The 20,780-nt window shown below is 66.4% G+C and carries 19 protein-coding genes and 1 pseudogene; 2 read left to right on the forward strand and 18 right to left on the reverse strand.

Going from position 1 to position 20,780, the window contains the following annotated elements; genetic code table 11:
- Nucleotides 1-1,004 (forward strand): annotated as a pseudogene (locus OA2633_RS16550) (NAD-glutamate dehydrogenase domain-containing protein); the annotation flags it as partial.
- Nucleotides 1,005-1,020: 16 nt separating this feature from the next.
- On the opposite strand, the gene OA2633_RS11115 reads toward OA2633_RS16550, so the two are convergent.
- The 11 genes from OA2633_RS11115 to cysG all read right to left on the reverse strand — a co-directional run bounded on the left by OA2633_RS11115 (nt 1,021) and on the right by cysG (nt 11,319).
- A complete protein-coding gene (locus OA2633_RS11115; protein WP_009802647.1) occupies nt 1,021-1,623 on the reverse strand; it encodes a response regulator transcription factor in 603 nt (200 codons plus the stop codon).
- A complete protein-coding gene (locus OA2633_RS11120) occupies nt 1,620-2,798 on the reverse strand; it encodes a sensor histidine kinase (RefSeq protein ID WP_009802648.1) in 1,179 nt (392 codons plus the stop codon). Before OA2633_RS11120 ends, OA2633_RS11115 begins: the two co-directional genes overlap by 4 nt.
- Before the next feature lie 77 nt (nt 2,799-2,875).
- Nucleotides 2,876-3,604, reverse strand: a complete 729-nt coding sequence (locus tag OA2633_RS11125) for an ABC transporter permease (protein WP_009802649.1) — start codon at nt 3,602-3,604, stop codon at nt 2,876-2,878.
- A 2-nt stretch (nt 3,605-3,606) separates the two neighbouring features.
- Nucleotides 3,607-4,524 (reverse strand): ABC transporter ATP-binding protein, encoded by a 918-nt coding sequence (locus tag OA2633_RS11130; protein ID WP_009802650.1) that lies wholly within the window; start codon nt 4,522-4,524, stop codon nt 3,607-3,609.
- 106 nt (nt 4,525-4,630) lie between these two features.
- The gene (locus OA2633_RS11135) at nt 4,631-4,918 is read right to left on the reverse strand and encodes a hypothetical protein (RefSeq protein WP_009802651.1); all 288 of its coding nucleotides are present in this window, start codon (nt 4,916-4,918) and stop codon (nt 4,631-4,633) included.
- Between the two features lie 140 nt (nt 4,919-5,058).
- Nucleotides 5,059-5,874: a ferredoxin--NADP reductase gene (locus OA2633_RS11140; RefSeq protein WP_009802652.1), complete on the reverse strand. Its 816-nt coding sequence runs from the start codon at nt 5,872-5,874 to the stop codon at nt 5,059-5,061.
- Between the two features lie 11 nt (nt 5,875-5,885).
- Complete coding sequence (locus OA2633_RS11145) at nt 5,886-6,893, reverse strand: cysteine synthase A (RefSeq protein ID WP_009802653.1); 1,008 nt, start codon at nt 6,891-6,893, stop codon at nt 5,886-5,888.
- Between the two features lie 25 nt (nt 6,894-6,918).
- A complete protein-coding gene (locus tag OA2633_RS11150; RefSeq protein ID WP_009802654.1) occupies nt 6,919-8,019 on the reverse strand; it encodes a phosphoadenylyl-sulfate reductase in 1,101 nt (366 codons plus the stop codon).
- Entirely contained in the window at nt 8,009-9,640 is a 1,632-nt protein-coding gene (locus OA2633_RS11155) for a nitrite/sulfite reductase (protein ID WP_009802655.1), read from the reverse strand. Before OA2633_RS11155 ends, OA2633_RS11150 begins: the two co-directional genes overlap by 11 nt.
- Entirely contained in the window at nt 9,633-9,923 is a 291-nt protein-coding gene (locus OA2633_RS11160) for a DUF2849 domain-containing protein (RefSeq protein ID WP_009802656.1), read from the reverse strand. Before OA2633_RS11160 ends, OA2633_RS11155 begins: the two co-directional genes overlap by 8 nt.
- Nucleotides 9,865-11,319, reverse strand: a complete 1,455-nt coding sequence (cysG, locus tag OA2633_RS11165) for a siroheme synthase CysG (protein WP_009802657.1) — start codon at nt 11,317-11,319, stop codon at nt 9,865-9,867. Before cysG ends, OA2633_RS11160 begins: the two co-directional genes overlap by 59 nt.
- 109 nt (nt 11,320-11,428) lie before the next feature.
- Here cysG and OA2633_RS11170 point away from each other — a divergent pair, with 109 nt between their 5' ends.
- Nucleotides 11,429-12,295 carry a LysR family transcriptional regulator gene (locus OA2633_RS11170; RefSeq protein WP_009802658.1) on the forward strand — a complete coding sequence of 289 codons (867 nt, stop codon included), beginning with the start codon at nt 11,429-11,431 and terminating at the stop codon, nt 12,293-12,295.
- On the opposite strand, the gene OA2633_RS11175 is transcribed toward OA2633_RS11170, so the two are convergent.
- The 7 genes from OA2633_RS11175 to OA2633_RS11200 all read right to left on the reverse strand — a co-directional run bounded on the left by OA2633_RS11175 (nt 12,296) and on the right by OA2633_RS11200 (nt 20,699).
- Nucleotides 12,296-13,228 (reverse strand): ABC transporter substrate-binding protein, encoded by a 933-nt coding sequence (locus OA2633_RS11175; RefSeq protein WP_009802659.1) that lies wholly within the window; start codon nt 13,226-13,228, stop codon nt 12,296-12,298. It abuts the gene before it with no gap.
- 17 nt (nt 13,229-13,245) lie between these two features.
- Nucleotides 13,246-15,363: a sugar phosphate nucleotidyltransferase gene (locus OA2633_RS11180; RefSeq protein WP_009802660.1), complete on the reverse strand. Its 2,118-nt coding sequence runs from the start codon at nt 15,361-15,363 to the stop codon at nt 13,246-13,248.
- 129 nt (nt 15,364-15,492) lie between these two features.
- Nucleotides 15,493-17,214 carry a SulP family inorganic anion transporter gene (locus OA2633_RS11185; RefSeq protein ID WP_009802661.1) on the reverse strand — a complete coding sequence of 574 codons (1,722 nt, stop codon included), beginning with the start codon at nt 17,212-17,214 and terminating at the stop codon, nt 15,493-15,495.
- Nucleotides 17,215-17,478: 264 nt separating this feature from the next.
- Nucleotides 17,479-18,000, reverse strand: a complete 522-nt coding sequence (locus tag OA2633_RS11190; RefSeq protein ID WP_009802662.1) for a hypothetical protein — start codon at nt 17,998-18,000, stop codon at nt 17,479-17,481.
- A complete protein-coding gene (locus OA2633_RS16155; RefSeq protein WP_009802663.1) occupies nt 17,997-18,152 on the reverse strand; it encodes a hypothetical protein in 156 nt (51 codons plus the stop codon). Before OA2633_RS16155 ends, OA2633_RS11190 begins: the two co-directional genes overlap by 4 nt.
- Nucleotides 18,153-18,419: 267 nt before the next feature.
- A complete protein-coding gene (locus OA2633_RS11195) occupies nt 18,420-19,394 on the reverse strand; it encodes an SDR family NAD(P)-dependent oxidoreductase (RefSeq protein WP_009802664.1) in 975 nt (324 codons plus the stop codon).
- A gap of 3 nt (nt 19,395-19,397) precedes the next feature.
- Entirely contained in the window at nt 19,398-20,699 is a 1,302-nt protein-coding gene (locus OA2633_RS11200; protein ID WP_009802665.1) for a UDP-glucose/GDP-mannose dehydrogenase family protein, read from the reverse strand.
- Nucleotides 20,700-20,780: the final 81 nt, after the last annotated feature.

The following is a 20,780-nucleotide window of genomic DNA, read 5'->3' on the forward strand; positions in this document are numbered from 1 at the left end:
ACGTGCCGGATGACGCCCACTTCAAGCAATCGCTGGTGACCTATTTCCCGGACAAGCTGGAGAAATTCTCCGACGCGATGGACGGTCACCGCCTCAAGCGCGAGATCATCGCCACGCGTCTCGCCAACGACATGATCAATCTGGGCGGTCCGACCTTCGTGAACCGGGCCATCGAGAGCACCAGCGCGGATGTGGCCGCGGTGGCGCGGGCCTTCGAAGCGGGACGCAATATCTTCCGCTTCAACGAGTATAGCGACCGGATCAACGCGCTCGACAACAAGGCCCCGGCCGAGGTCCAGATCGCGCTGCATGACGAGGTGATCCGCCTGCTGCGCCGTCAGAGCTACTGGCTTTCGCGCCGGACCCTGGGTCAGGACGCCCTACCGATCGCGGATGTGATCGCGGCCTATCAGCCGGGTGTGGATGAGCTCAAGCCGCTGGTCACCGAGATTGCGAGTCCGTTTGATTGCGAAGCGGTCGAGCATCGCTTCCAGGCCTATGTGGAGGCCGGGGCGCCCGAGGACATCGCTCGCGATGTGGCGCGTTTGCGCCCGCTGACCTCGTCGTCTGACGTGATCGATCTCGCAAAGGCTGTGGACTGGCCGCTGGCGGCGGTGGGGCGTCTGTATCACGCCGTGGGGGCGCGCTTCCTGTTCGACCGCTTGCGCGCGGCGGGCAATCAGCTCTCCTCGACCCTGCACTGGGACCGTCTGGCCATGCGCCGCCTGATCGAGGACCTGTATGGCAGCCAGCAGGCGATCTGTGAGGGCATGATGGCCTACGCCAAGTCCGAGCGCGCCGATCTGCTCAAGGATCTGGGCTCCGCCGATGCGGCATGGGCTGATGAGGTGGTCTCGGCCTGGACGGACTCCCAGAGCGTCATGGTCAAGCGCGCCGACCGCGCGCTGGAGGAAATCTCCTCCACCGGCGGATGGACCCTGTCCAAAGTGGCGATCAGCTCCACGCAGTTGCGGGAGCTGGCGGCCGTGGTCGACCGCGGCTAGGGCGCAGGCTGACGGGTCAGAGCCAACCGTTTTCGCGGGCGATCTGGAACGCCTCGATCCGGTTGGCCGCCCCCAGCTTCTGGGTGGCTTCGGCGAGATAGTTTCTCACCGTGCCCGGCGACAGATTGAGAAGGCGGGCGATCTCCTTGTTGGACTTGCCCTCTTCCACCAGTCTCAGAATATCGCGCTCGCGGGCGGTCAGCACGACCGGCGCGCTCCAGGCGGTTTCGGCGAGTTCCGAGGCGATGGCGCGCTGGCCCTGCGCCACGCGGCGCACGGCGTCCGCGAGTTCCTCACTTGGCGCATCCTTGAGCACATAGCCCAGCACCCCTGCCTGCAGCGCGCGCTGCAGATAACCGGGGCGGGCGAAGGTTGTCACGATCAGCACGCGCGTGTCGCTGCCGGACTGACGCAGGGCTTCGGACGCCTCGATCCCGGTCAGGCCGGGCATCTCGATATCGGTGACCAGAACGTCGGGCTTGAGTTCGTGGACGAGGCGAACGGCTTCTTCGCCATCCTGGGCCTGCGCCAGAAGCTCGATATCGGGCTCGAGCGTCAGAAGGGCGGCCAGCGCGCCGCGCAGCAGCGACTGGTCCTCAGCGATGACAATGGAAATCATGGGTGGGACTCAAGGCTCTCGGTATCAGGCTGGGGCGGGGGCAGGCTGAGGGTGACGCGAACGCCGGTGTCCCGGCTTTCGATCTCCATTTCGCCGCCGAGGGATTCAATCCGGCGGCGCATGCCCATGAGGCCGGTGCCGGCGTTCAGCTCGCCGCCCTGTCCGTCATCCTCGATCACGAGGACTCCCTCGGGGGCGAAGCGGATCAGCGCCGCCTCCGCGCCGGAATGGCGAATGATGTTGGTGACCGCTTCGCGCAAGGCGAGGCCGAGCGCCGCATGGGCGGCCTGGTCCAGATCGGGCGGTTCTCCCTCGACCCTCAGGCCTATATCCGCCGCTGACAGCGCAGATCGCGCCCGCGCCAGCTCCTGATGCAGGGTGGTGACATGCATGCCCGCGACGGCCGCGCGCACATCCTTGAGCGTGATGCGGGCGGCGTCTCGGATCTCGATGATTTCAGAGCGCGCCCGGTCCGCATCCGCATCCAGAAGGCGTGCTGCAAGCTCGGATTTGACGGCGATCGTGGTCAGGGTGTGGCCCAGAAGGTCATGCAGATCCTGGGCGATGCGTTCGCGTTCGCGCAGGGCGGCGAGCTCGGCCTCCATGCGCAGATTGCGCTCCCGCACGGACACGCGCTGGGCGGATTCAAACCCGGCGAGGGTCGCCATCCCCGCCATAACGGCGATGAACTGGGACAGCACCATTTCAAAGATCGTCACGCCCAGCAGCCAGGAGGCGCACAGATAGAAGGCGCTCAGCCCGGCCATGGCCAGCAGCGCGACTCTCTGGGGGCGCAGGCCCGCCAGCAGGGTCACCGCATAGATGTGGAAATTGCCGCTCATGCCCACGACCGGGATCAGGGCGAGCGAGAGGGCCGAGGCGTAGCCCGCCGCCATCAGCGTCCGGACGGGTTTGACGCCGTTGCGATAGGGGTCGCCGGCATTGACGTACAGATAGACCGGGATGAAGCTGCCCACGGCGGCGAAACCGATCAGCGCATCCCTCAGGCCCGGGAGCTGGAAGAACCAGGGCGTGAAATAGAAAACGAGATAGATCAGATAGAAGGCAGGCGTCTCTGACAGGCCGCGCAGGCGGTTCGCCCGTGTGGGCGGAGCGCTTTCCGGTCCGGCGCGCTCCGAGGCGCTGTCGGGTTTGTAAAGAGGGTCTGACGCCATGGGAGAGGGGTTTCCGTAGTGTGGCGGGCGGAGCGCGAGCGGATACCCTGCCCTGCTCCGCCTTCCAGAACCAGACCCTAGCGCTGGCGCGCCCAGGCCAGCAGCGCCAGCCCGGCGGCGATGGCCGTGATCGCCAGCGCGGCGAGGATATGGCCCAGAAGGGCCGTCTCACCGCCCGCGCCGCTGACCCCGAGCGCGATTTCAGCCAGATGATAGCTGGGCAGGACTTGCGCGATCTGGCCCATGATCTTCGGGAAGACGCTGATCGGCATCCACAGGCCGCCCAGCACCGCCATGCCCAGATAGGCGATATTGGCGACCGCTACGGCGGCGTTGGCGCCAAAGACAAAACCGAGCGCCAGACCCAGCAGGACAAAGGGGATGGCCGACAGGACATGGACCAGCAGAAGGCCCAGCCAGACCTGAGGGGACAGCTCCACCCCGGCGGCGAAGGCGGCGACGGCGTAGATGGCGCCCAGCGACACGCTGGCGATCAGCACGGTCGCGGTGGTCTTGGCCACCAGCAGGGCGGCGGCGGGCGCCGGCACGGCGCGCTTGAGGGTCAGCCAGCCGCGTTCGCGTTCCTGCGCCACTCCCGCGCCAAAGCCGAACAAAGCGGGGCCCATCACGGCGAAGACGCCGAAGGTGGACAGAAGATAGGCGGCGTTGTCCCGGCTGCCCGGAATGATCACTCCGAACAGGGTGAAGAACATCACCGGCAGGATCAGCGTCGGGATGGCGAATTCGGGCATGCGCGAGAGCTTGAGGACTTCGGCCTTGATTTCAGCAAGATAGGCGTTCGCCATGATCAGGCTCCCTCGGTTTGCGGTTGGCCGGTCAGCGCCTCGAAGGCGTCTTCCAGCGTGGGCTGGGCGACGCCGAGATCGCTCAGCTCCGGGTCCAGCTCGAACAGCGCCTTGAGCGCCGGGACGGCGTTGCTGACCTGCAGGCGCAGCTTGCGACCCGACCGGCTGAGCGCGATCAGGCCGGGCAGGGCGTTGAGGGCGTCATCGTCCAGGGCCGTCACACATTCGATGATGGCGCCGCCCATGCGGGTGCGCAGGCCGTCGGCCGTGTCATCCGCGATGACGCGCCCGTCCTTGAGCACCACGACCCGGTCTGCGAGCGCATCCGCCTCTTCCAGATAGTGGGTGGTGAGGATGACCAGCGTCCCGCTCGCCGCCACATCGCGCACGATCGCCCAGAGCGCGCGTCGCGCTTCGGTGTCGAGCCCGGTCGTGGGTTCGTCGAGAAACAGGAGGTCGGGCTGGCCCACAAGCGCCAGGGCGAACTGGATGCGCCGCTTCTGGCCGCCCGAGAGCTTGCCATAGCGTTGCCGGATGAAGCTCCCGAGGGCGCAGCGCTCGATCAGGGCGTCGAGATCGGCGGGGTCCGGATAATAGCTCGCGAACAGCTCCAGCAATTCGCGCCCGGTCAGGGTGTGCGCCAGATCGGTGTCCTGCATCATCACGCCGATGCGGGTCCGGATGGCGCGATCCCCGGGACGGGCGCCGAACACGCTCAGGCGGCCGCTGCTGGGGCGGGTGAGGCCGAGGGCGGTCTGGACAAAGGTGGTCTTGCCCGCGCCGTTGGGGCCCAGCAGGGCCAGCACGCCGGGCTCTGACAGGGAGAGTTCAAGCCCGTCCAGCGCCGTCTTGCGGCCATAGCGTCGGGTCAGCGCATCCGCCTTGAGAATGGGCGGCGCAAGATCATCGGAAACAGTCATCAGCCCTCACAGCCTGGCGATCAAGGCTGCAAGCATGCCGGATGGGGCCAGGGGAGAGGAGTGACGCGCGTCACATGGGCGGGATGACAGATGTCACCCCGAGCGGTCAGCCGAAGAAATGGATCGCGCCGCCGATCATGGCGCCCCAGAAGACGCCGCAGGAAAAGACCAGGAAGGCGAGGGTCTGACGCGGGCTCCAGCGATTTTCCACCACGGGCGCGGCAAAGGCGGATTCAAGCCGCTCCTGCAGGGCGTGCGCCGGGGAGGGAATGGACGGCGCTTCGCCGCTCGCGCCAATGGTCGGGAAGGGCGGCGGCGCCACGCGCGCTTCAGGCTCCGGCGTCTGGGCCGGGGCGGGCATCGCGTTCATTTCAGTCTTGCGTTGGGCCTGCATGACATCCCTCCATGATCACCGAAGGTAGCAGGAAAAGCTGAACAAAGACCCAACCAGCGTTGTAAACAAAGTGTTAACAGGTTCTAAACGACTGGCGCGGCCGGCGCGGATTTCCGGTCCGGCCGCGGGCCCGACGCGCCTCAGACACCTTCGCCCGCGAAGGCTTTCTCGACAACGAAGTCACCGGGCTTGGCGTTCGAGCCTTCCTCGAAACCGCGCGCCTCGAGCATGGTCTTGAGCTCCTCAAGCATCGCCATGGAGCCGCAGATCATCACGCGGTCAGTCTCGGGGTTCAAAGCGGGCCGGTCGATCATCTCGAACAGCCTGCCGGTCTCGATCAGCGTGGTGATGCGGCCCGTGCGCGGTCCGTCCTCGCGGGTGACGCTGTCAAAATAGACCAGCCGTCCCTCCGCCGCCTCGCCCACCAGCGGATCGGTCTTGATCGCTTCCACGAGGCCGCGCGAATAGGTCAGTTCGGCCTGGGTGCGGCAGGTATGGGTGAACACCACCTCGTCAAACTGCTCATAGACGCCCGGCTCCCGGATCAGGCTCGCAAAGGGCGCCGCCCCGGTGCCGGTGGAGAGCATGTAGAGCCGCTTGCCGGGCTTGAGCGCATCGGTGACGAGCGTGCCGGTGGGCTTGCGGCCCACCAGAACCCGGTCACCGGGCTGGATATGGCGCAGGCGCGAGGTCAGGGCCCCGTTCTCCACCTTGATGGAGTAGAATTCGAGCGTATCGTCCCAGCTCGGGCTCGCCACCGAATAGGCGCGCAGCACCGGTTTCTTCTCGCCCTCAAGCCCGATCATCAGGAATTCGCCCGGCCGGAAGCGCAGCGTCGCCGGGCGCGCCGTGCGGAAGCGGAACAGGTCGTCGGTGAAGTGTTCGACCTCGGTGACCTTGCAGGCGAAGAAGGCGCCCTGATCGATCACGTCCAGGTCTTGAGCCGTATCCAGCATGAAAATCTCCGTCAGGCGCTCAGGCCCGCACTGGCGTCGGCGTCCGTCCAGGGCGGAACCGGCAGCCCGCGGGCGCGTAGAAATTCGGGGTTGAAGAGCTTGGCGGCATAGCGCGCGCCGGAATCACACAGAAGGGTGACGATGGTCCTGCCCGGACCCAGGGTTTTGGCGAGCCGGATGGCCCCGGCGATATTTACGCCTGCCGAGCCGCCCAGCGACAGGCCTTCGGTCTGCACCAGATCGAACAGGAGCGGCAGGAATTCGGCATCCTCGATCCGGTAGGCGTGATCGACACTGAGCCCTTCGAGCTGGCCGGTGATCCGGCCCACGCCAATGCCTTCGGTGATCGAGCCGCCCTCGGATTTGAGCGCGCCTTCAGTGAAGTACGAGTAGAGCGCGCCGCCGGCCGGATCAGCGAGGCCGATCTTCACGTCCGGCGTGGCGGCCCGAAGCGCGGAGGCGATGCCCGCCAGCGAGCCGCCCGTACCCGCCGCGCAGATGAAGCCGTCGATCTTTCCGTCTGTCTGCTCAAGGATCTCCCGGCCCGTGGTGGCCGCGTGGAACGCCTTGTTGGCGGGATTGTCGAACTGGTTGGCCCAGACCGCATTGGGCAGGCTCTCGGCGATTCGGCGCGAGGCGTGGACGAAATGGTGCTCGCTGGAATAGGGGGCGGGGTCGACCTCGATGATCTGTGCGCCGGCCGCGATCAGGGCTTCGCGCTTGCCGGCGCTTTGCCCGCGCGGCATCACGATTAGCGCCTTGTATCCCAAGGCGCCGGCGACCAGCGCCAGCCCGATCCCGGTATTGCCCGCCGTGCCCTCGACGATCACGCCGCCGGGCCTGAGCGAGCCGTCGGCTTCCGCGGCCCGGATGAGGCCCAGCGCGGTGCGATCCTTGACCGAGCCGCCGGGATTGAGAAACTCGGCCTTGCCGAATATCTCGCAGCCCGTGGCCTCTGACGCGGCTTTGAGGCGGATCAGCGGCGTATCGCCGATCAGCTCCACGATCGGTGCGGTCATGACAAATCCTCTTTGATCAGCCGCCTCAGATCAGGCGGATGGCGCCAGCGCGTTTGGCGCGCTCGGCGCGGGCCGGATCAAAGATGCCGCACTCATCCCGGTCCTGACCAGCCCAGCGACCATCGCGAGAGCCGGGCTCGTCCGCCGGGGCGGTGCAGGGCCAGCAGCCGATTGAGGCGTAGCCATCCTCCGCCAGCGGGTGGCGGGGCAGGTCGAGCGCCTTGTACCGATCCGCCACATCCTGCGGGCTGAGGAAGGCGAACGGATTGATCTTCACGCGTTCACCATCAAACTCGACGGCGGCAATATCGCCGCGCTGGCCGCCATGGTAGCGCTTGCGCCCGGTGATCAAGGCATCGAACGGGTCCAGCGCGCGTCCCAGAGGGCGCACCTTGCGCAGATCACAGCACGCCACGCCATCACGGTCATAGAGCCTGTTGTCGGGATCCTCGTTGCGCAGCTCGGCTTCATCAGGCTTGAGGATGTGCAGGTTCGTCAGGCCCAGATGCTTCACCAGACGGTCGCGATAGCTCAGCGTCTGGGGGAAATGCATGCCGGTGTCCAGAAACAGGATCGGCGTGTCCGATGCGATCTCCGCCACGAGCGCGAGCCCCAGCGCCGCTTCCGCACCGAAGGAGGACAGCATGGCCATGCGCCCGCCATAGACCTGGGCGGCGCGGCAGAGAATGGCTTCAGGCGTTGCGCCATCAAGTTCTTTCGCCAGCGCTTCTGCGGTCGCCTTACGCGCCGCCAGCGCCCGGATTTGCAGCGCCGTCGGGCGGGCGGTCACAGCGCCGGGGTCGGGCTGATAGATATAGGGGGCCCCGCCGGTATTGCGGTTGCGGGCCGGGCCGTCGGGACGTTCGATGTCGACCGCGTCAAACCCCATGCGCAACAGGTCATCGACCTGATCGGGCAAGAGCGGGCCTGCGGCGCGCAACTCGCCCTCATAGCCCGAGCGGCGCAGAAGGGCAGCGAGCGAGAAGCCGCGCCCATCCTTGAAGGTGGGAAAGCGGATCACGACCCGGTCCGCGCCCTTGATGGCGGCTTCGGCGTCGGCTGGTGCGGCGTCGCCCGGCAATTCCACGGCCTGCGGTTCGATCCGGCGTAGGGCATCAAGCGCCATAGACGGCCTCCTTGAACGGGTCTGTGCCCAGACGGTTCAGCGTCTGGGTGAAGCTTTCCTGAGGCTGGGCCTGTTCGGCGTAGACCCGCACGCAGGCGATGACGGCGGTCACCGCATCGTCGGCGGACAGGCCCGGACCCAGAATTTTACCAATAGCCGCCTGACCGTCGCCAACCCCTCCGAGGGTGAGCTGGTAGACTTCCTCGCCCGCCTTATCGACGCCGAGAAGGCCGATATTGGCCACATGGTGGTGGCCACAGGCATTGATGCAGCCGGAAATCTTGATGGTCAGATCGCCGGTGGCGTCATCCAGCCCCGCTTCGTGCAGGCCGGTCGAAATGGCCTGGGCGATGGGAATGGAGCGCGCATTGGCGAGATTGCAGTAATCAAGCCCCGGGCAGGCGACGATATCGCTGGCGCGGCCATGATTGGGCGTCGCCAGCCCGGCGCCGTCGAGGGCGCGGAACAGATCGCCCAGAGCCGCCTTGTCCGCATGCGGAAGGACGAGATTCTGCTCCTTGCTGACGCGGATCTCGCTCAGGGCGTAACGATCCGCCAGGTCGGCGATCAGGTCCATTTGCTCGGCGCTGGCGTCGCCCGGCGTGGCGCCCGGCGCCTTGAGGGGGATCACCACGACGGCGCGGTTCTTCACCTTGTGCGGCTTCACATTCACTGCGCGCCAGCGGGCGAAGGCCGTGCCGGTCGGAATGTCGGTCAGCGGCTCGCCTTCCGCCGGCGGCGCGAAATGGCTGCTGACGCGCTCGATCTCTTCGACCGGAAGGGTCAGGGCGCGACCCCGGCTGGCGTCATACTCGGCCTCGACCGCATCGCGGAATTCGTCCGGAGCCATGGCGTCGACCAGGATCTTGATGCGCGCCTTGTACAGATTGTCCCGGCGTCCCGCGAGATTGTAGACGCGCAGGATCGAGGTCAGATAGGCCAGCAGTTCGCGCTGGGGCAGGAAGTCGCGAATGATTTTCGCCACGATGGGCGTACGGCCCTGACCGCCGCCCACATGCACTTCAAACCCGGTTTCGCCAGCGTCATTCTTCACCAGACGCAGGCCGATATCGTGCACGCCGATGGCGGCGCGATCGGCGGGCGAGCCGGTGACCGCGATCTTGAACTTGCGCGGCAGCCAGGTGAATTCGGGGTGGGTGGTGGACCATTGCCGGATCAGCTCGCACCAGGGGCGCGGATCGGCGATCTCGTCCGCCGCCGCGCCTGCAAACGGATCTGTCGTGGTATTGCGGATCGTATTGCCCGAGGTCTGGATGGCGTGCATCTGCACGCCCGCCAGATGGTCGAGCGCATCGGGAATATCCACCAGCGCGGGCCAGTTGTACTGGATGTTCTGGCGGGTGGTGAAATGGCCATAGCCGCGGTCATAGGTGCGCGCCACATAGGCCAGCGAGCGCAATTGTTCCGAGGACAGAACGCCATAGGGAATGGCCACGCGCAGCATGTAGGCGTGCAGCTGCAGATAGACGCCATTCATCAGGCGCAAAGGCTTGAACTCGTCCTCGCTCAAGGCGCCCGAGAGGCGAGCCTGCACCTGTTCGCGGAATTCAGCCGTGCGCGCGTCCAGAACCGCGCGGTCGATCTCGTCATACTTATACATGGGCGCCCCCAAGCTTGGTCGATCCCGCGCTGGGGCCGGTCAGGCGAATGGTCTCGCGCACATGCTTGCGACCCGCGGGCGCAAAGCCGTCGCGATCCGCATCAATCTCGATGGGGTAGGGGCCGACAACGGTCAGCACATCGCGCAGCGCGGTCTCCAGCGCCGCATCCGTGGCGTCATCCTCGAGACGGACAGCCTGATCGGCGTCTTCCGTCCAGCTCTTTTCAGGCGTCAGATAGACCACGCGGCCATCGGTCAGACGGTTTGCCGTGATGGTTTTCATGCGGCGTGCTCCAGTGCTGTTGGCTCAGGCTTGCAAGGTGTTCGGGGGCATGGGCGACCACATCGCCGATCACGAGGACGGCGGGGCCGGTGACGGCTTCATAGGAGATCGTGTGCGCCAGGGCGTCGAGCGTGGTGAAGACCCGGCGCTCGGTGCTCAGGCTGGCGTTCTCGATGATCCCCACAGGGGTGGCGGGGGAGCGGCCGGCTTCGACCAGACGGCGCGCCAGGGTCGCGGCCACCGCGACGCCCATATAGACGACGAGGGTGTGGGTGGCGGCGGCGAGGGCTGTGTAATCGAGATCGGGACCGCCCAACTTGGGACGGCCGGTGACGAAGGTCACGGCCTGCGCGGCGTCGCGATGGGTCAGCGGGATTTGCGCTTGCGCGCCCGCGGCCAGCGCGGCGGAAATCCCGGGGGTGACATGGACTTCAATGCCCGCCGCGCGCACGGCGTCGACTTCTTCGCCGCCACGCCCGAAGATGAAGCTGTCGCCGCCTTTCAGGCGCACGACTCGGCGGCCCAGCTTGGCCTGTTCGATCAGGATTTCGCAAATGCGTTCCTGCGGCACGGGATGGTCGCCCTGGCGCTTGCCCACATCGATGCGGTGGGCGTCGCGGCGGGCGCGGTCGATGATTTCGGGCGAGACCAGGCGGTCATGCACGATCACATCCGCATCGCGGATCAGGCGCGCGGCTTTGACGGTCAGAAGCTCGGGGTCGCCAGGGCCGGCGCCCACGAGATGCACCACGCCCTTGCTGGCGGGGGCGTCGTCTTTCAGGGCGTCGATCAGGGCGGCGCGCACCCCGTCTTCATCGCCCGCATCGGCCAGCTGGGCGGCGGGGCCGCGCAGCGCGCGCTCCCAGTATTTGCGACGGGCGTCCACGCTGGGGAAGGCATCCATGACGCGCTGGCGCAGGCCGCGGGCGGTTTCCGCTAGCAGGCCAATGCCCGGCGCGATGACGGTCTCGATCGCGCTGCGAAGATCGCGCACCAGGATCGGTCCGGCGCCGCCCGAGGACAGGGCGATGGTGATGGCGCCGCGATCCACAAGGGCGGGGGTGTAAAAATCGCAGAGCGGCAGATTGTCGACCACATTGACCAGCGCGCCAGCCTTGCGGGCTTTCGCAGCCAGCTTGATCGCGCGCTTCTCATCCTCGATCCCGATGAAGACGAGGCGGGCGCCCCTGAACACGTCATGGGGGCGGGCGCGGGTGTCGATCCGGGTGTTCGGGTTGAGATCCGACGGCAGGGTCGGGGAGACGCCCAGCGTGCACCAGACCAGCTCGCACGGGGCGGTGCGGAAAAGGCGCAGCTTGTTCAGCGCGGGCTCTCCGGCGCCCAGAACGACCACGCGGGCGTCCTTCAGGGGGATGGCGGGCAGGAACTGATCCATAACACTAAGGCCTTCTCGTAATGCGGCCCGCACTCTCGCTGTCAGTATAGCTTTTTACAAATCAGTATTTTTGCGTCATATAGAAAGAAATTCTTTTCGATGGTGATCCATGGCCGGTCTGGCTCCGCTCAATGCCCTGCGCGCTTTCGAGGCCGCCGCCCGTCAGGGCGGATTTGTCGGCGCGGCGGAGGAACTCAATGTCACGCCCGCCGCCGTGGGCCAGCAGGTGCGCCAGCTCGAAGCCCTGATTGGCGAAGCGCTGTTTGAACGGCAGGGCAAGACGCTGATCCTGACCGAGCGCGGCGCGGCGGCGTTGGAGCCCTTGCGGCGCGGTTTCGAGCTGATGGGAGAGGCCAGCGCCGCCCTGCGTGCGGTGCAGGCGACCCCGACGCTGACCCTTGCCGCGGATCACGATGTGATGATCGCCTGGCTTGGCCGGGACCTGGCCTCGACGGACGCCGCCATAAGGCTGGTGGCGCGCGGTGAAGAGACGGAGCTGACCCTGACGCGCTCCTCTGTCGCTACGGCGCCGGCGGGCGCGGATCGCATCATGGACGAGGTGCTGACCCCGCTCGCGCGGCCCGGTCTGGTCGCGCCGGATGCGGGTTTGGCGGTGCTTGAAACCCTGCCCCTGATCGAGGACAGCGCCAGCGGATTGAGCTGGGCGCAATGGCTCAGCGCGCGGGGCGGCTATGGCCTTGAAGCGCAGCCGCGCCTGCGGGCGGCGGACTCGCTGGCGGCGCTGGCGCTGGCCGAAGAGGGCGCAGGCATCGTGCTGGGACGCAAGCCGCTCGCCTATGACGCCATCCGCGCCGGGCGCCTCGCGCCCGTATTTGCCGACGGGGATCAGCCGACGGACCAGGCGTATTTCCTGCAAGGCGTTGCGGGGCGGTCGCCGTCGGCCGCCGCGACCCGTCTGGCCCAGCATCTGAAGGCCTGCGCAGCGGCGCGTCAGGATCTCGCGGGCGAGCTCTGATCAGGCGTCGAGCCGAGACAGCGGGTGAACCGGGCCCATCTCCGGCTCGATATCGGGCGCGGGATGGTGATCGGGCCACAGCCAGTGGGCCAGCGCTTCGAGGCTGTCGACAATGCGCGGGCTCGATCGGCTGAACAGGCGATTGCCGTCAAACACAACGAGCTGACAGCCCCGGGCTCCGAGCTGGCGCAGCGCAGCGACAGCCTCCAGATCGCCGGCGATGTCCTCAAGCGTGCGCGCGGCGGGGAAGCCGCATGGCGCGATCACCAGACGCTCAGGATTGAGAGCGTGCAGATTGTTCCAGCTCGTCATCCAGCTGGGCCGGTCCGCGGTATTGCCCGCATCCTCGGCGCCCGCCAGCGTCAGGAGTTCATGCATCCAGTGGCCGCCAATGAAGGGCGGGCTGGTCCAGTCCAGCAGCACGGTGCGCGGGCGCGGACCGGGGAGCGCCTGACTGCGCGCGGCCACCGCGTCGATGCGCGCCTGAAGGCTGGCGCGAAGCTCGGCCGCGCGATCAGCAACGCCCGCCGCCACGCCGATCATGGTGATCGTCTCGAGAATGTCGCGCAGCGAATAGGGTTCGAGATTGACGAGGGTCGGCTGCGGATCGAGATCGCTCAGGACCGTGCTGACCTCCGCGCCGGAGACGGCGCACACATCACAGAGCGCCTGACTGATCACGAGATCGGGCTTGAGCGCGGCCAGCGCCTGCGCATCGAGCGCGTAGATCGCATCCTGTCCCTGCAGTTTGGCGCGCACCGCCTCATCAATGTCGCGGGCGGTCTGCGCTTCAAAGAGGGCGCTCGTCAGCGCGGGCAGGTCCCTGACTTGCGGCGGCCAGTCACAGCAATGGGAGACGGCGACCAGATCATCGGTCAGGTCCAGAGCGGCGACGATTTCGGTCGAGCTGGCGAGGAGGGAGGCGATGCGCATGCCGCGAAAGGCTCGGATCAGGATTTGGGCGGGGCGACGAAAGGCGCGATGCCGGTCATCAGATGATAGACCATGCTGGCGGGCACATGATCGACAGCGGGTTCGAACTCCGCGTCGAGACGGTCAACCCAGCCATGGGCGGGGCCCTTCTGCAGATAGCGGGCGTTGATCTCGTCGATCATCGCCTTCACCGGCGCCTGGGGCGAGCCCAGGGTGATATAGGTGCGCAGGCGTTCCAGCTGGGGCCACAACCGATAGGTGGTTGCGCCATTGCCCAGAACGTCCAGCGCCAGGCCGTTGCGAATGCCCTCACGCTCGGCGAAGGCGTAGATGCGGCGCAGCCAGCTGCCGCAATCGCGGCCGATCAACCGGTCCGTCTCGCTCAGCAGATAGATCCATTCATAACAATGGCCGGGCTCGATCCGGTCATCCCGGACCCGGGTCCAGTCCGGACCGAAGCGCTCCAGAACCGCGCCGGTTTCCGGCGCGAACATGAAGCGTTCAAACAGGGTGGCGATCGTCTGGATGCGCGCGGCCGACGCCGGATCGCCCATCACCTCGTAATGACGCAGGCTGGCTTCCAGAAGATGCATGTGCGGATTGGACAGCTTGCCGCCGCCGCCGGTCTCGTGATCGACCCAGCCGCCATAGATGTCGTCGGCGAACAATTCGTCGATCAGGGTGAAGGCTTCCTCGGCCAGCGCTTCGCCTCGCGCATCGCCCAGGGCGGCGAGCTCGGAACCCGCCAGCGCCACAAAGGCGTGATCATAGAGATCGCGGCGCGGATCATTGATCTTGCCCTGACCGTCAAAGCCATGCGCCCAGCCGCCCTGGGGCGCGCGGGCCGGACCATTGAGAAAGGCGACCGCCGCATCGATGACCTGATCAGCGAGTCCGTCCGGATTCCAGCCCAGGGATTTGGCGCGGGCGAAGCTGAACAGCTGGCGCTGGGCGACCCGTCCGCGCCGGTGGAGATTCGGCGCGGCTTCGCCGCTCAGATCGAGCCCCTCGACAAACCCGCCCGAAGCCGGATCGACGGCGCGTGCAGCCCAGCCCGGCATCACCGTGTTCCAGAGCCAGTCGCCCAGGGATTTGCGCTGATCAGCGCGCAACAGGGTCTGGCCCAGGGTCTGGATGGCGGAAACGGCGGGCTTGATCCCCGCCGCGCCGTCCAGGCTCGACACCAGCACGGCGTCGCGGGTGGCGATGACGGCGATGGCGTCCAGCCCGTGGACGGCCACCTTCGGGCCTGAAGACTGGATGAAGACGCGTTCGGCGCCGGGCGCGACCACGGCCCCGCGCAGAACCTTGGGGTCGTGCGTGGCTTCGGCGTGCAGGGCGTGCACGGCGCGGAAATCGCCCACATCGCTCCAGCCCATCGATACGGGCAGGACGGCGATATTGTTCGCCGCTTCCATCACCGCATAGTCGATGGATTCAGAGCGGCATCTGGCGAACAGGGTGCGATCGAGCTGGCCGTGTTCGTCCAGGGCCGCCTCGACGCTCTGAAGAATGTCGGGCGCATGGGCCTCAAGCGCCTCGCGCATCACACGCGCGGTGAACATGAAGACGCCGGCGTTCCAGTAAAAGCGTCCGGTCTCGATATAGGTGCGCGCGGTTTCAACGTCGGGCTTCTCGACAAAGCGCGCGACAGGCTTGGCGGCGCTGTCGGCGGGGAGCGCCTCGATATAGCCATAGCCGGTGGCCGGGAAGTCGGGATTGATCCCGAAGGTCACGATCTGGCCTTCGCAGGCGGCGGGCTGGGCGTTGCGGATGGCGCGGTGAAAGGCCGCCACGTCCTTGATGTGATGGTCGGCCGGCAGGATCAGGAGGATCTCGTCCGGCTCGGCCAGCAAGGTGGCGGCGGCGATGGCCGGCGCGGAATTGCGGCCCATGGGCTCCAGCACCAGCTTCACGCCCGGAAGCTCGGCCTGCAGCTGATCCTTGTGCCGGAAGGAACCCACGGCCATGGCGGGGTTGAACAGGCCTTCATCGCTGACGCGCGACAGGGTTTCGGCCACCATGGATTGCGGGCCGGTCAGGGGCAGGAATTGTTTCGGGGTGCGCGGGGTGGACAGGGGCCATAACCGGGTGCCGCCGCCGCCGCACAGAATGACGGGCGTGACTTTGGTCATGTTGGCTCTCCCCCGTTGATCCGTATCCGTCCAGACCGTGCGTCAGCTATCGCAGCTCGCCTTAAGCCTTGCAATGTTTTGTGTGAGTGTCCGTCACTCAGTAAGGGCTTCAATCCGGAGCGCCGCCCATCAGCGCTCGTGTCGGGTCAGCGCTGTCCACGCATCATGCTGGGACAGGAAGACCTCGCCCGTCAGCGCGGTCAGGAAATGGGTGTGCTTGAGCTTGTCCATGACAGGTCCTTTCACCTCGGACAGGTGCAGGCGCACGCCCATGTCGCGAAGACGCGCGTTGAGCGCCTCCAGGGTTTCAAGCGCGGAGTAATCCACCTCGTTCACCGCCGAGCACATCAGCACGACGTCCCGGACCGCCTCGGCATTCTGGCTGAGTCGCTTGAGCAGCATGTCCTCGAGGAAGTTGGCGTTGGCGAAATACAGGCTCTCATCGATCCGCAGGGTGAGCAGCGAGGGCGTGGTTTCAACCTGGTGGCGGTGGATGTTGCGGAAGTGCTCGCTCCCCGGCACGCGGCCCACCTCGGCGATATGGGGTTTGAACGTCTTGGTGACGTGCAGGAGCATGGACAGGCCGACCCCGGCTGCAACGCCCGCCTCGACGCCCAGGGAGAGGGTCAATGCGATGGTGGCGAAGACCGCGATGAAATCGGACGTGGAATACCGCCAGGTGGCCTTCAGGATCGAGAAGTCCACCAGGCTCAGCACCGCCACGATGATGGTGGCGGCGAGCGTCGCCTTGGGCAGATAGTAGATCAGGGGCGTCAGGGTCAGGGCGGCGAGCGCCAGCCCGAGGGCGGTGAAGGCTCCTGCGGCGGGCGTGCGCGCGCCGGCATCGAAATTGACGACCGAGCGAGCGAAGCCGCCCGTCACGGGATAGCCGCCGGTGAACGCCGCGCCCAGATTGGCCGCGCCCAGTCCGATCAGTTCCTGGTCGGCGTCGATGCGCTGGCGCTTTTTCGCGGCGAGGGTCTTGGCGACCGAGACCGACTCCACGAACCCGATGATCGAGATCAGGACGGCGGGAATGAACAGGGCGCGGATCAGGTCTGGCGACCAGTCCGGCGCGGTCAGGGGCGGCAGGGTCTGGGGCACGACGCCGACCACGGCGACGCCGCGCGCCTCAAGGTCCAGCCCCCAGGTCAGGGCCGTTGTCACAAGCACCGCGAAGACCGGACCGGTCTTTGTGATGAAGCCCGCAATCCGGTCCGGCAGGCCCAGCGTGGTCAGGACGGTTTTCAGACTGGTGCGCACAAAGAACAGGAACGCCATGGCGCCCGCGCCGATCGCGAGAGTCGGCGCATGGATGTCGCCCGCATGCCGGACCAGGGAGATCGTCATCTCGATCAGCGAATGACCCGAGGCCTCGACGCCCAGCACATGCTTGAGCTGGCTGGCGGCGATGAGAACCCCGGAGGCGGTGATGAAACCGGCGATCACCGGATGACTGAGAAAATTCGCCAGAAAGCCCAGTCGCAACACGCCCAGCACCAGCAAGATTGCGCCGGACAGAAAGGCCAGCGTCAGCGCCGCCGCGGCGTAGCTCGCGGTTCCCGGTTCGATCACCTGTCCGATCGCGGATGCGGTCAGCAGCGAGACCACGGCGACCGGACCCACGGCCAGCGCCCGGCTGGTGCCGAACACGGCATAGAGCAGGATGGGCGCGATCGAGGCGTAGAGCCCGGTCTCGGGCGGCAAACCGGCCAGCATGGCGTAGGCCAGCGATTGCGGGATCAGCATCAGGGTGACGATCACCGCCGCTGTCAGATCCTCGCTCAGGGCCGCTCTGTCATAGTCGCGACCCCAATCCAGAACCGGGAAATAGCGTTTGAAGCGGTCCATGGGGTCGGGGGCCTTTCTGATTTGCGGCGGGATCTGCAAACCGTCGCTAACCCTTACTGGGACTGAGCTGATCTTTGTTTGCAATCTGCTTGCTTAAGAGAATCAAACTGGATTTCTGTTCAGCTTTGCTAGCCAAGTGCTTTAAGGTTGTAAGAGTGCTGCTCTATTGTCTTGCCAACTCTGCGTAGCGCGCACGTAGGATTGTACCAATGACAATGATTTAAAAAATAATAGGAGTAATTCAATCATGATTGAATTTCATTTTTAGGCGGATTGGGCGACGAGATAGTAAACTGTTAGGTGCCTTCCAATAATATTTGTCTCCGGCCCAACCGCGATAAACTCCACCCCCTCCGCCTGACACTCATACCTCAGCACCAGGTCGGCGCTGCCGTCCGGCAGGGCGGTGTTGGAGACAAGGGTCAGGGGGCCGATCTGTTCGCGGGTGACCTCCAGATTGGAGAGCGGTCCGGTGAGGAGGCTCGCAAGGCTGCCCGGACCCATCGGGCCGATCCGGCGGTTCTGGCTGGTCCCGTCCGCCGTGCGGACGCGGATCCACACCGTCTCCCCGATCCTCAGCGGTCGTTTCAGTTCGACATTGCAGCGATGCCAGGTCTCCCCGCCCGTATTGATGAGGCGGGCGGGCGTGAAGGGGGCGGGCAGCGGATCGGGCTCGACCCTGACGCCATTGCGCGGCCACAGATCGGGGCGCAGCCCGTTCACATCGAGCCGCACCGGCCCGTCGGCCGGGGCGCCGCTGAGCAGTTCGGGCCCGAAGCCGATCATGCCAGCACCGTGATGCTGGCCGCGGTGGTGCCGGCCTCATGGATATGGGTGAGGGCGAGGGGGTAGAGCACGCCCTCGCGCAGGGCGGGCAGGGTCAGGCTGTCGCCGCCCGCGAGGGTGACGCTGAGATCGCCGCCCAGGCCCAGCAGCACGGCGCGGCTTTCAAAGGGCAGGTCGGTCGTCTGGCCGGGGGTGAGGGCGAGGTTGGCGGCGCGGCGCAGCGGGTCGGTGGCGCGTTAGGCGGGGACAGCTTGGGTCATGGCAAGGCCTTTCAGCTTGGCTTGGGTGAGCGCTGAAAGCCTAGGCGCAATGCGGGCGCCCGCGGACAGGGGCTGGCGCGGAGCGGCGGGCCGCGACGGTCATGGCCGGGGCGCGGCGGGCCGGGCTCCGGGTGTTTGGGCGGGGATAACCGGCGGGGTCTAGTGGCCGTAATAGGCCTTCCACCAGGCGGCGAAACGCTCAAGCCCCTCGGCCAGCATGACTTTGGGCTTGTAGCCGGTCAGGGCGCGCAGCTTGCTCACATCGGCATAGGTGGCGGTGACGTCGCCGGGCTGCATGGGGCGCATGATCTTCTCCGCCTCAAGGCCCAGGGCCTGTTCCAGCGTGGATATCATGTCCATCAGGCCGACCGGATGGCTGTCGCCGATATTGTAGACCTCGTGCCCGCCGGTGGGGGGCGGGTTGTCCAGAACGCCGATCACGCCGTCCACGATGTCGTCGATATAGGTGAAGTCGCGCGCCATCTTGCCTTCGCCATAGACCTCGATGGCCTGGCCGCGCGCCATCATCTGGCTGAACTTGAAATACGCCATGTCCGGCCGGCCCCAGGGGCCATAGACCGTGAAGAAGCGCAGGCCGGACAGCGGGAAGCCGTAAAGATGCGCATAGCTCTGGCTCAGGAGCTCGCACGAACGCTTGGTGGCGGCGTAGAGCGAGACCGGGGTGACGGTGGGGTCGTCCTCGCTGAAGCACTTGCCGTCGAGCGGGCGGTCGCCATAGACCGAGCTCGAGGAGGCGTAGACCATGTGGGTGACGCCGTTATGGCGCGCCGCCTCCAGCAAAGACAGGTGCCCGGCGAGGTTGGAGCGCTCATAGGCGAACGGGTTCTCCAGCGAATAGCGCACCCCCGCCTGGGCGGCGAGATGGACGATCCGCTTCACGCCATGCTGCTTCACCAGCGCGCCGATCATGGCGTGGTCGGCAATGTCTCCGCGCACCATCTCGAAGGCCGTATGCTGGGACAGCTCGGCCGCGCGCGCCTCCTTCAGGCCGGGATCGTAGTAGTCGTTGTAGTTGTCGACTCCCACCACACGCTCACCCCGTTCGAGCAAGCGCTGGGCGACGTGCATGCCGATAAAGCCGGCGGCGCCGGTGACCAGGACGGGCGTGCTCATGACCTATCGCCCCACGCTGACATAATTGAAGCCGCGGCCCTTCATGTCTGCGGGGTCGTAGATATTGCGCAGGTCCACGAGGATGGAGCCCTTCATGGACTCCTTCACACGATCGAGATCGAGCGCGCGGAACTCGTTCCATTCGGTGATGATCACCAGAACGTCCGCATCCTCCGCACACAGATAGGCGCCCGAGGTCATCTCCACATCGCTCAGAAGCTTCTCCGCCTCCAGCGCGCCGGCCGGGTCATACGCCTTGATCCTCGCCCCCGCCTTCTGGAGCGCGGGAATGATGTCGAGCGAGGGCGCATCGCGCATGTCGTCGGTATTGGGCTTGAAGGTCAGCCCCAGCACCGCCACCGTCTTGCCCGACACATCGCCGTCGCATGCCTTGATGACCTTGTCCGCCATCGCCGCCTTGCGCCGGTCATTGATGTCGACCACCGTCTCCACCAGACGCACCGGGCTGTCATGCTCCTGCGCCGTGCGCGTCAGCGCCAGCGTGTCTTTCGGGAAGCACGAGCCGCCATAGCCCGGACCGGCATGCAGGAACTTGTTGCCGATCCGGTTGTCCAGGCCGATCCCCTTGGCCACCTGCTGCACGTCCGCGCCCACCGCCTCGCACAGATCCGCCATCTCGTTGATGAAGGTGATCTTCATCGCCAGGAACGCGTTCGCCGCGTACTTGATCAGCTCCGACGTGCGCCGCGCCGTGAACACGATCGGGGTCTCGTTGAGAAACAGCGGACGATAGAGCTCGCGCATCACCTCGCGCGCGGTGTCGTTCTCAACGCCCACGACGACACGGTCAGGGCGCTTGAAGTCCTCGATCGCCGCGCCCTCGCGCAGGAATTCGGGATTGGACACCACCGCGAACTGCGCATCCGGACGGGTCTTGCGGATCACCGCCTCAACCTCGTCGCCCGTCCCGACCGGCACGGTGGACTTGGTCACCACAACCGTGAACCCGTCCATGGAGCGCGCGATCTCTTCAGCCGCCGCGTACACATAGCTCAGATCCGCATGACCATCGCCCCGCCGCGACGGCGTGCCCACCGCGATGAACACCACATCCGCCGCCTTCACCGCATCGGTCAGATCCGTCTCGAAATCCAGCCGACCCTCGCGCACATTGCGCTCGATCAGAAGATCAAGGCCCGGCTCGTAGATCGGAACCCCGCCCGAGCGAAGCTGATCGATCTTCTCCGAATTCTTGTCGATGCAGGTCACATGGTGACCAAAATCAGCAAAACACGCCCCCGAAACCAGACCCACATATCCAGTCCCGATCATCGCTACGCGCATCTGATCCCCCTCACGCTGTGCCTGTCACAGGGTTTACCGCACCTGCACAATTTCAACAACTCCGGCGGCGCGGGGCGGGCC

The organism is Oceanicaulis sp. HTCC2633 (assembly GCF_000152745.1).
GTDB lineage: Bacteria > Pseudomonadota > Alphaproteobacteria > Caulobacterales > Maricaulaceae > Oceanicaulis.

Bases quoted from the DNA above. Each gene is read 5' to 3' on its own strand.
- OA2633_RS11115 (WP_009802647.1), bottom strand. From the start codon at position 1,623: ATGATTTCCATTGTCATCGCTGAGGACCAGTCGCTGCTGCGCGGCGCG.
- OA2633_RS11120 (WP_009802648.1), bottom strand. From the start codon at position 2,798: ATGGCGTCAGACCCTCTTTACAAACCCGACAGCGCCTCGGAGCGCGCC.
- OA2633_RS11130 (WP_009802650.1), bottom strand. From the start codon at position 4,524: ATGACTGTTTCCGATGATCTTGCGCCGCCCATTCTCAAGGCGGATGCG.
- OA2633_RS11145 (WP_009802653.1), bottom strand. From the start codon at position 6,893: ATGACCGCACCGATCGTGGAGCTGATCGGCGATACGCCGCTGATCCGC.
- OA2633_RS11140 (WP_009802652.1), bottom strand. From the start codon at position 5,874: ATGCTGGATACGGCTCAAGACCTGGACGTGATCGATCAGGGCGCCTTC.
- OA2633_RS11125 (WP_009802649.1), bottom strand. From the start codon at position 3,604: ATGGCGAACGCCTATCTTGCTGAAATCAAGGCCGAAGTCCTCAAGCTC.
- OA2633_RS11190 (WP_009802662.1), bottom strand. From the start codon at position 18,000: ATGATCGGCTTCGGGCCCGAACTGCTCAGCGGCGCCCCGGCCGACGGG.
- OA2633_RS11155 (WP_009802655.1), bottom strand. From the start codon at position 9,640: ATGTATAAGTATGACGAGATCGACCGCGCGGTTCTGGACGCGCGCACG.
- OA2633_RS11180 (WP_009802660.1), bottom strand. From the start codon at position 15,363: ATGACCAAAGTCACGCCCGTCATTCTGTGCGGCGGCGGCGGCACCCGG.
- OA2633_RS11170 (WP_009802658.1), top strand. From the start codon at position 11,429: ATGGCCGGTCTGGCTCCGCTCAATGCCCTGCGCGCTTTCGAGGCCGCC.
- OA2633_RS11150 (WP_009802654.1), bottom strand. From the start codon at position 8,019: ATGGCGCTTGATGCCCTACGCCGGATCGAACCGCAGGCCGTGGAATTG.
- OA2633_RS11175 (WP_009802659.1), bottom strand. From the start codon at position 13,228: ATGCGCATCGCCTCCCTCCTCGCCAGCTCGACCGAAATCGTCGCCGCT.
- OA2633_RS11200 (WP_009802665.1), bottom strand. From the start codon at position 20,699: ATGCGCGTAGCGATGATCGGGACTGGATATGTGGGTCTGGTTTCGGGG.
- OA2633_RS11160 (WP_009802656.1), bottom strand. From the start codon at position 9,923: ATGAAAACCATCACGGCAAACCGTCTGACCGATGGCCGCGTGGTCTAT.
- OA2633_RS11135 (WP_009802651.1), bottom strand. From the start codon at position 4,918: ATGCAGGCCCAACGCAAGACTGAAATGAACGCGATGCCCGCCCCGGCC.
- OA2633_RS11185 (WP_009802661.1), bottom strand. From the start codon at position 17,214: ATGGACCGCTTCAAACGCTATTTCCCGGTTCTGGATTGGGGTCGCGAC.
- cysG (WP_009802657.1), bottom strand. From the start codon at position 11,319: ATGGATCAGTTCCTGCCCGCCATCCCCCTGAAGGACGCCCGCGTGGTC.
- OA2633_RS11195 (WP_009802664.1), bottom strand. From the start codon at position 19,394: ATGAGCACGCCCGTCCTGGTCACCGGCGCCGCCGGCTTTATCGGCATG.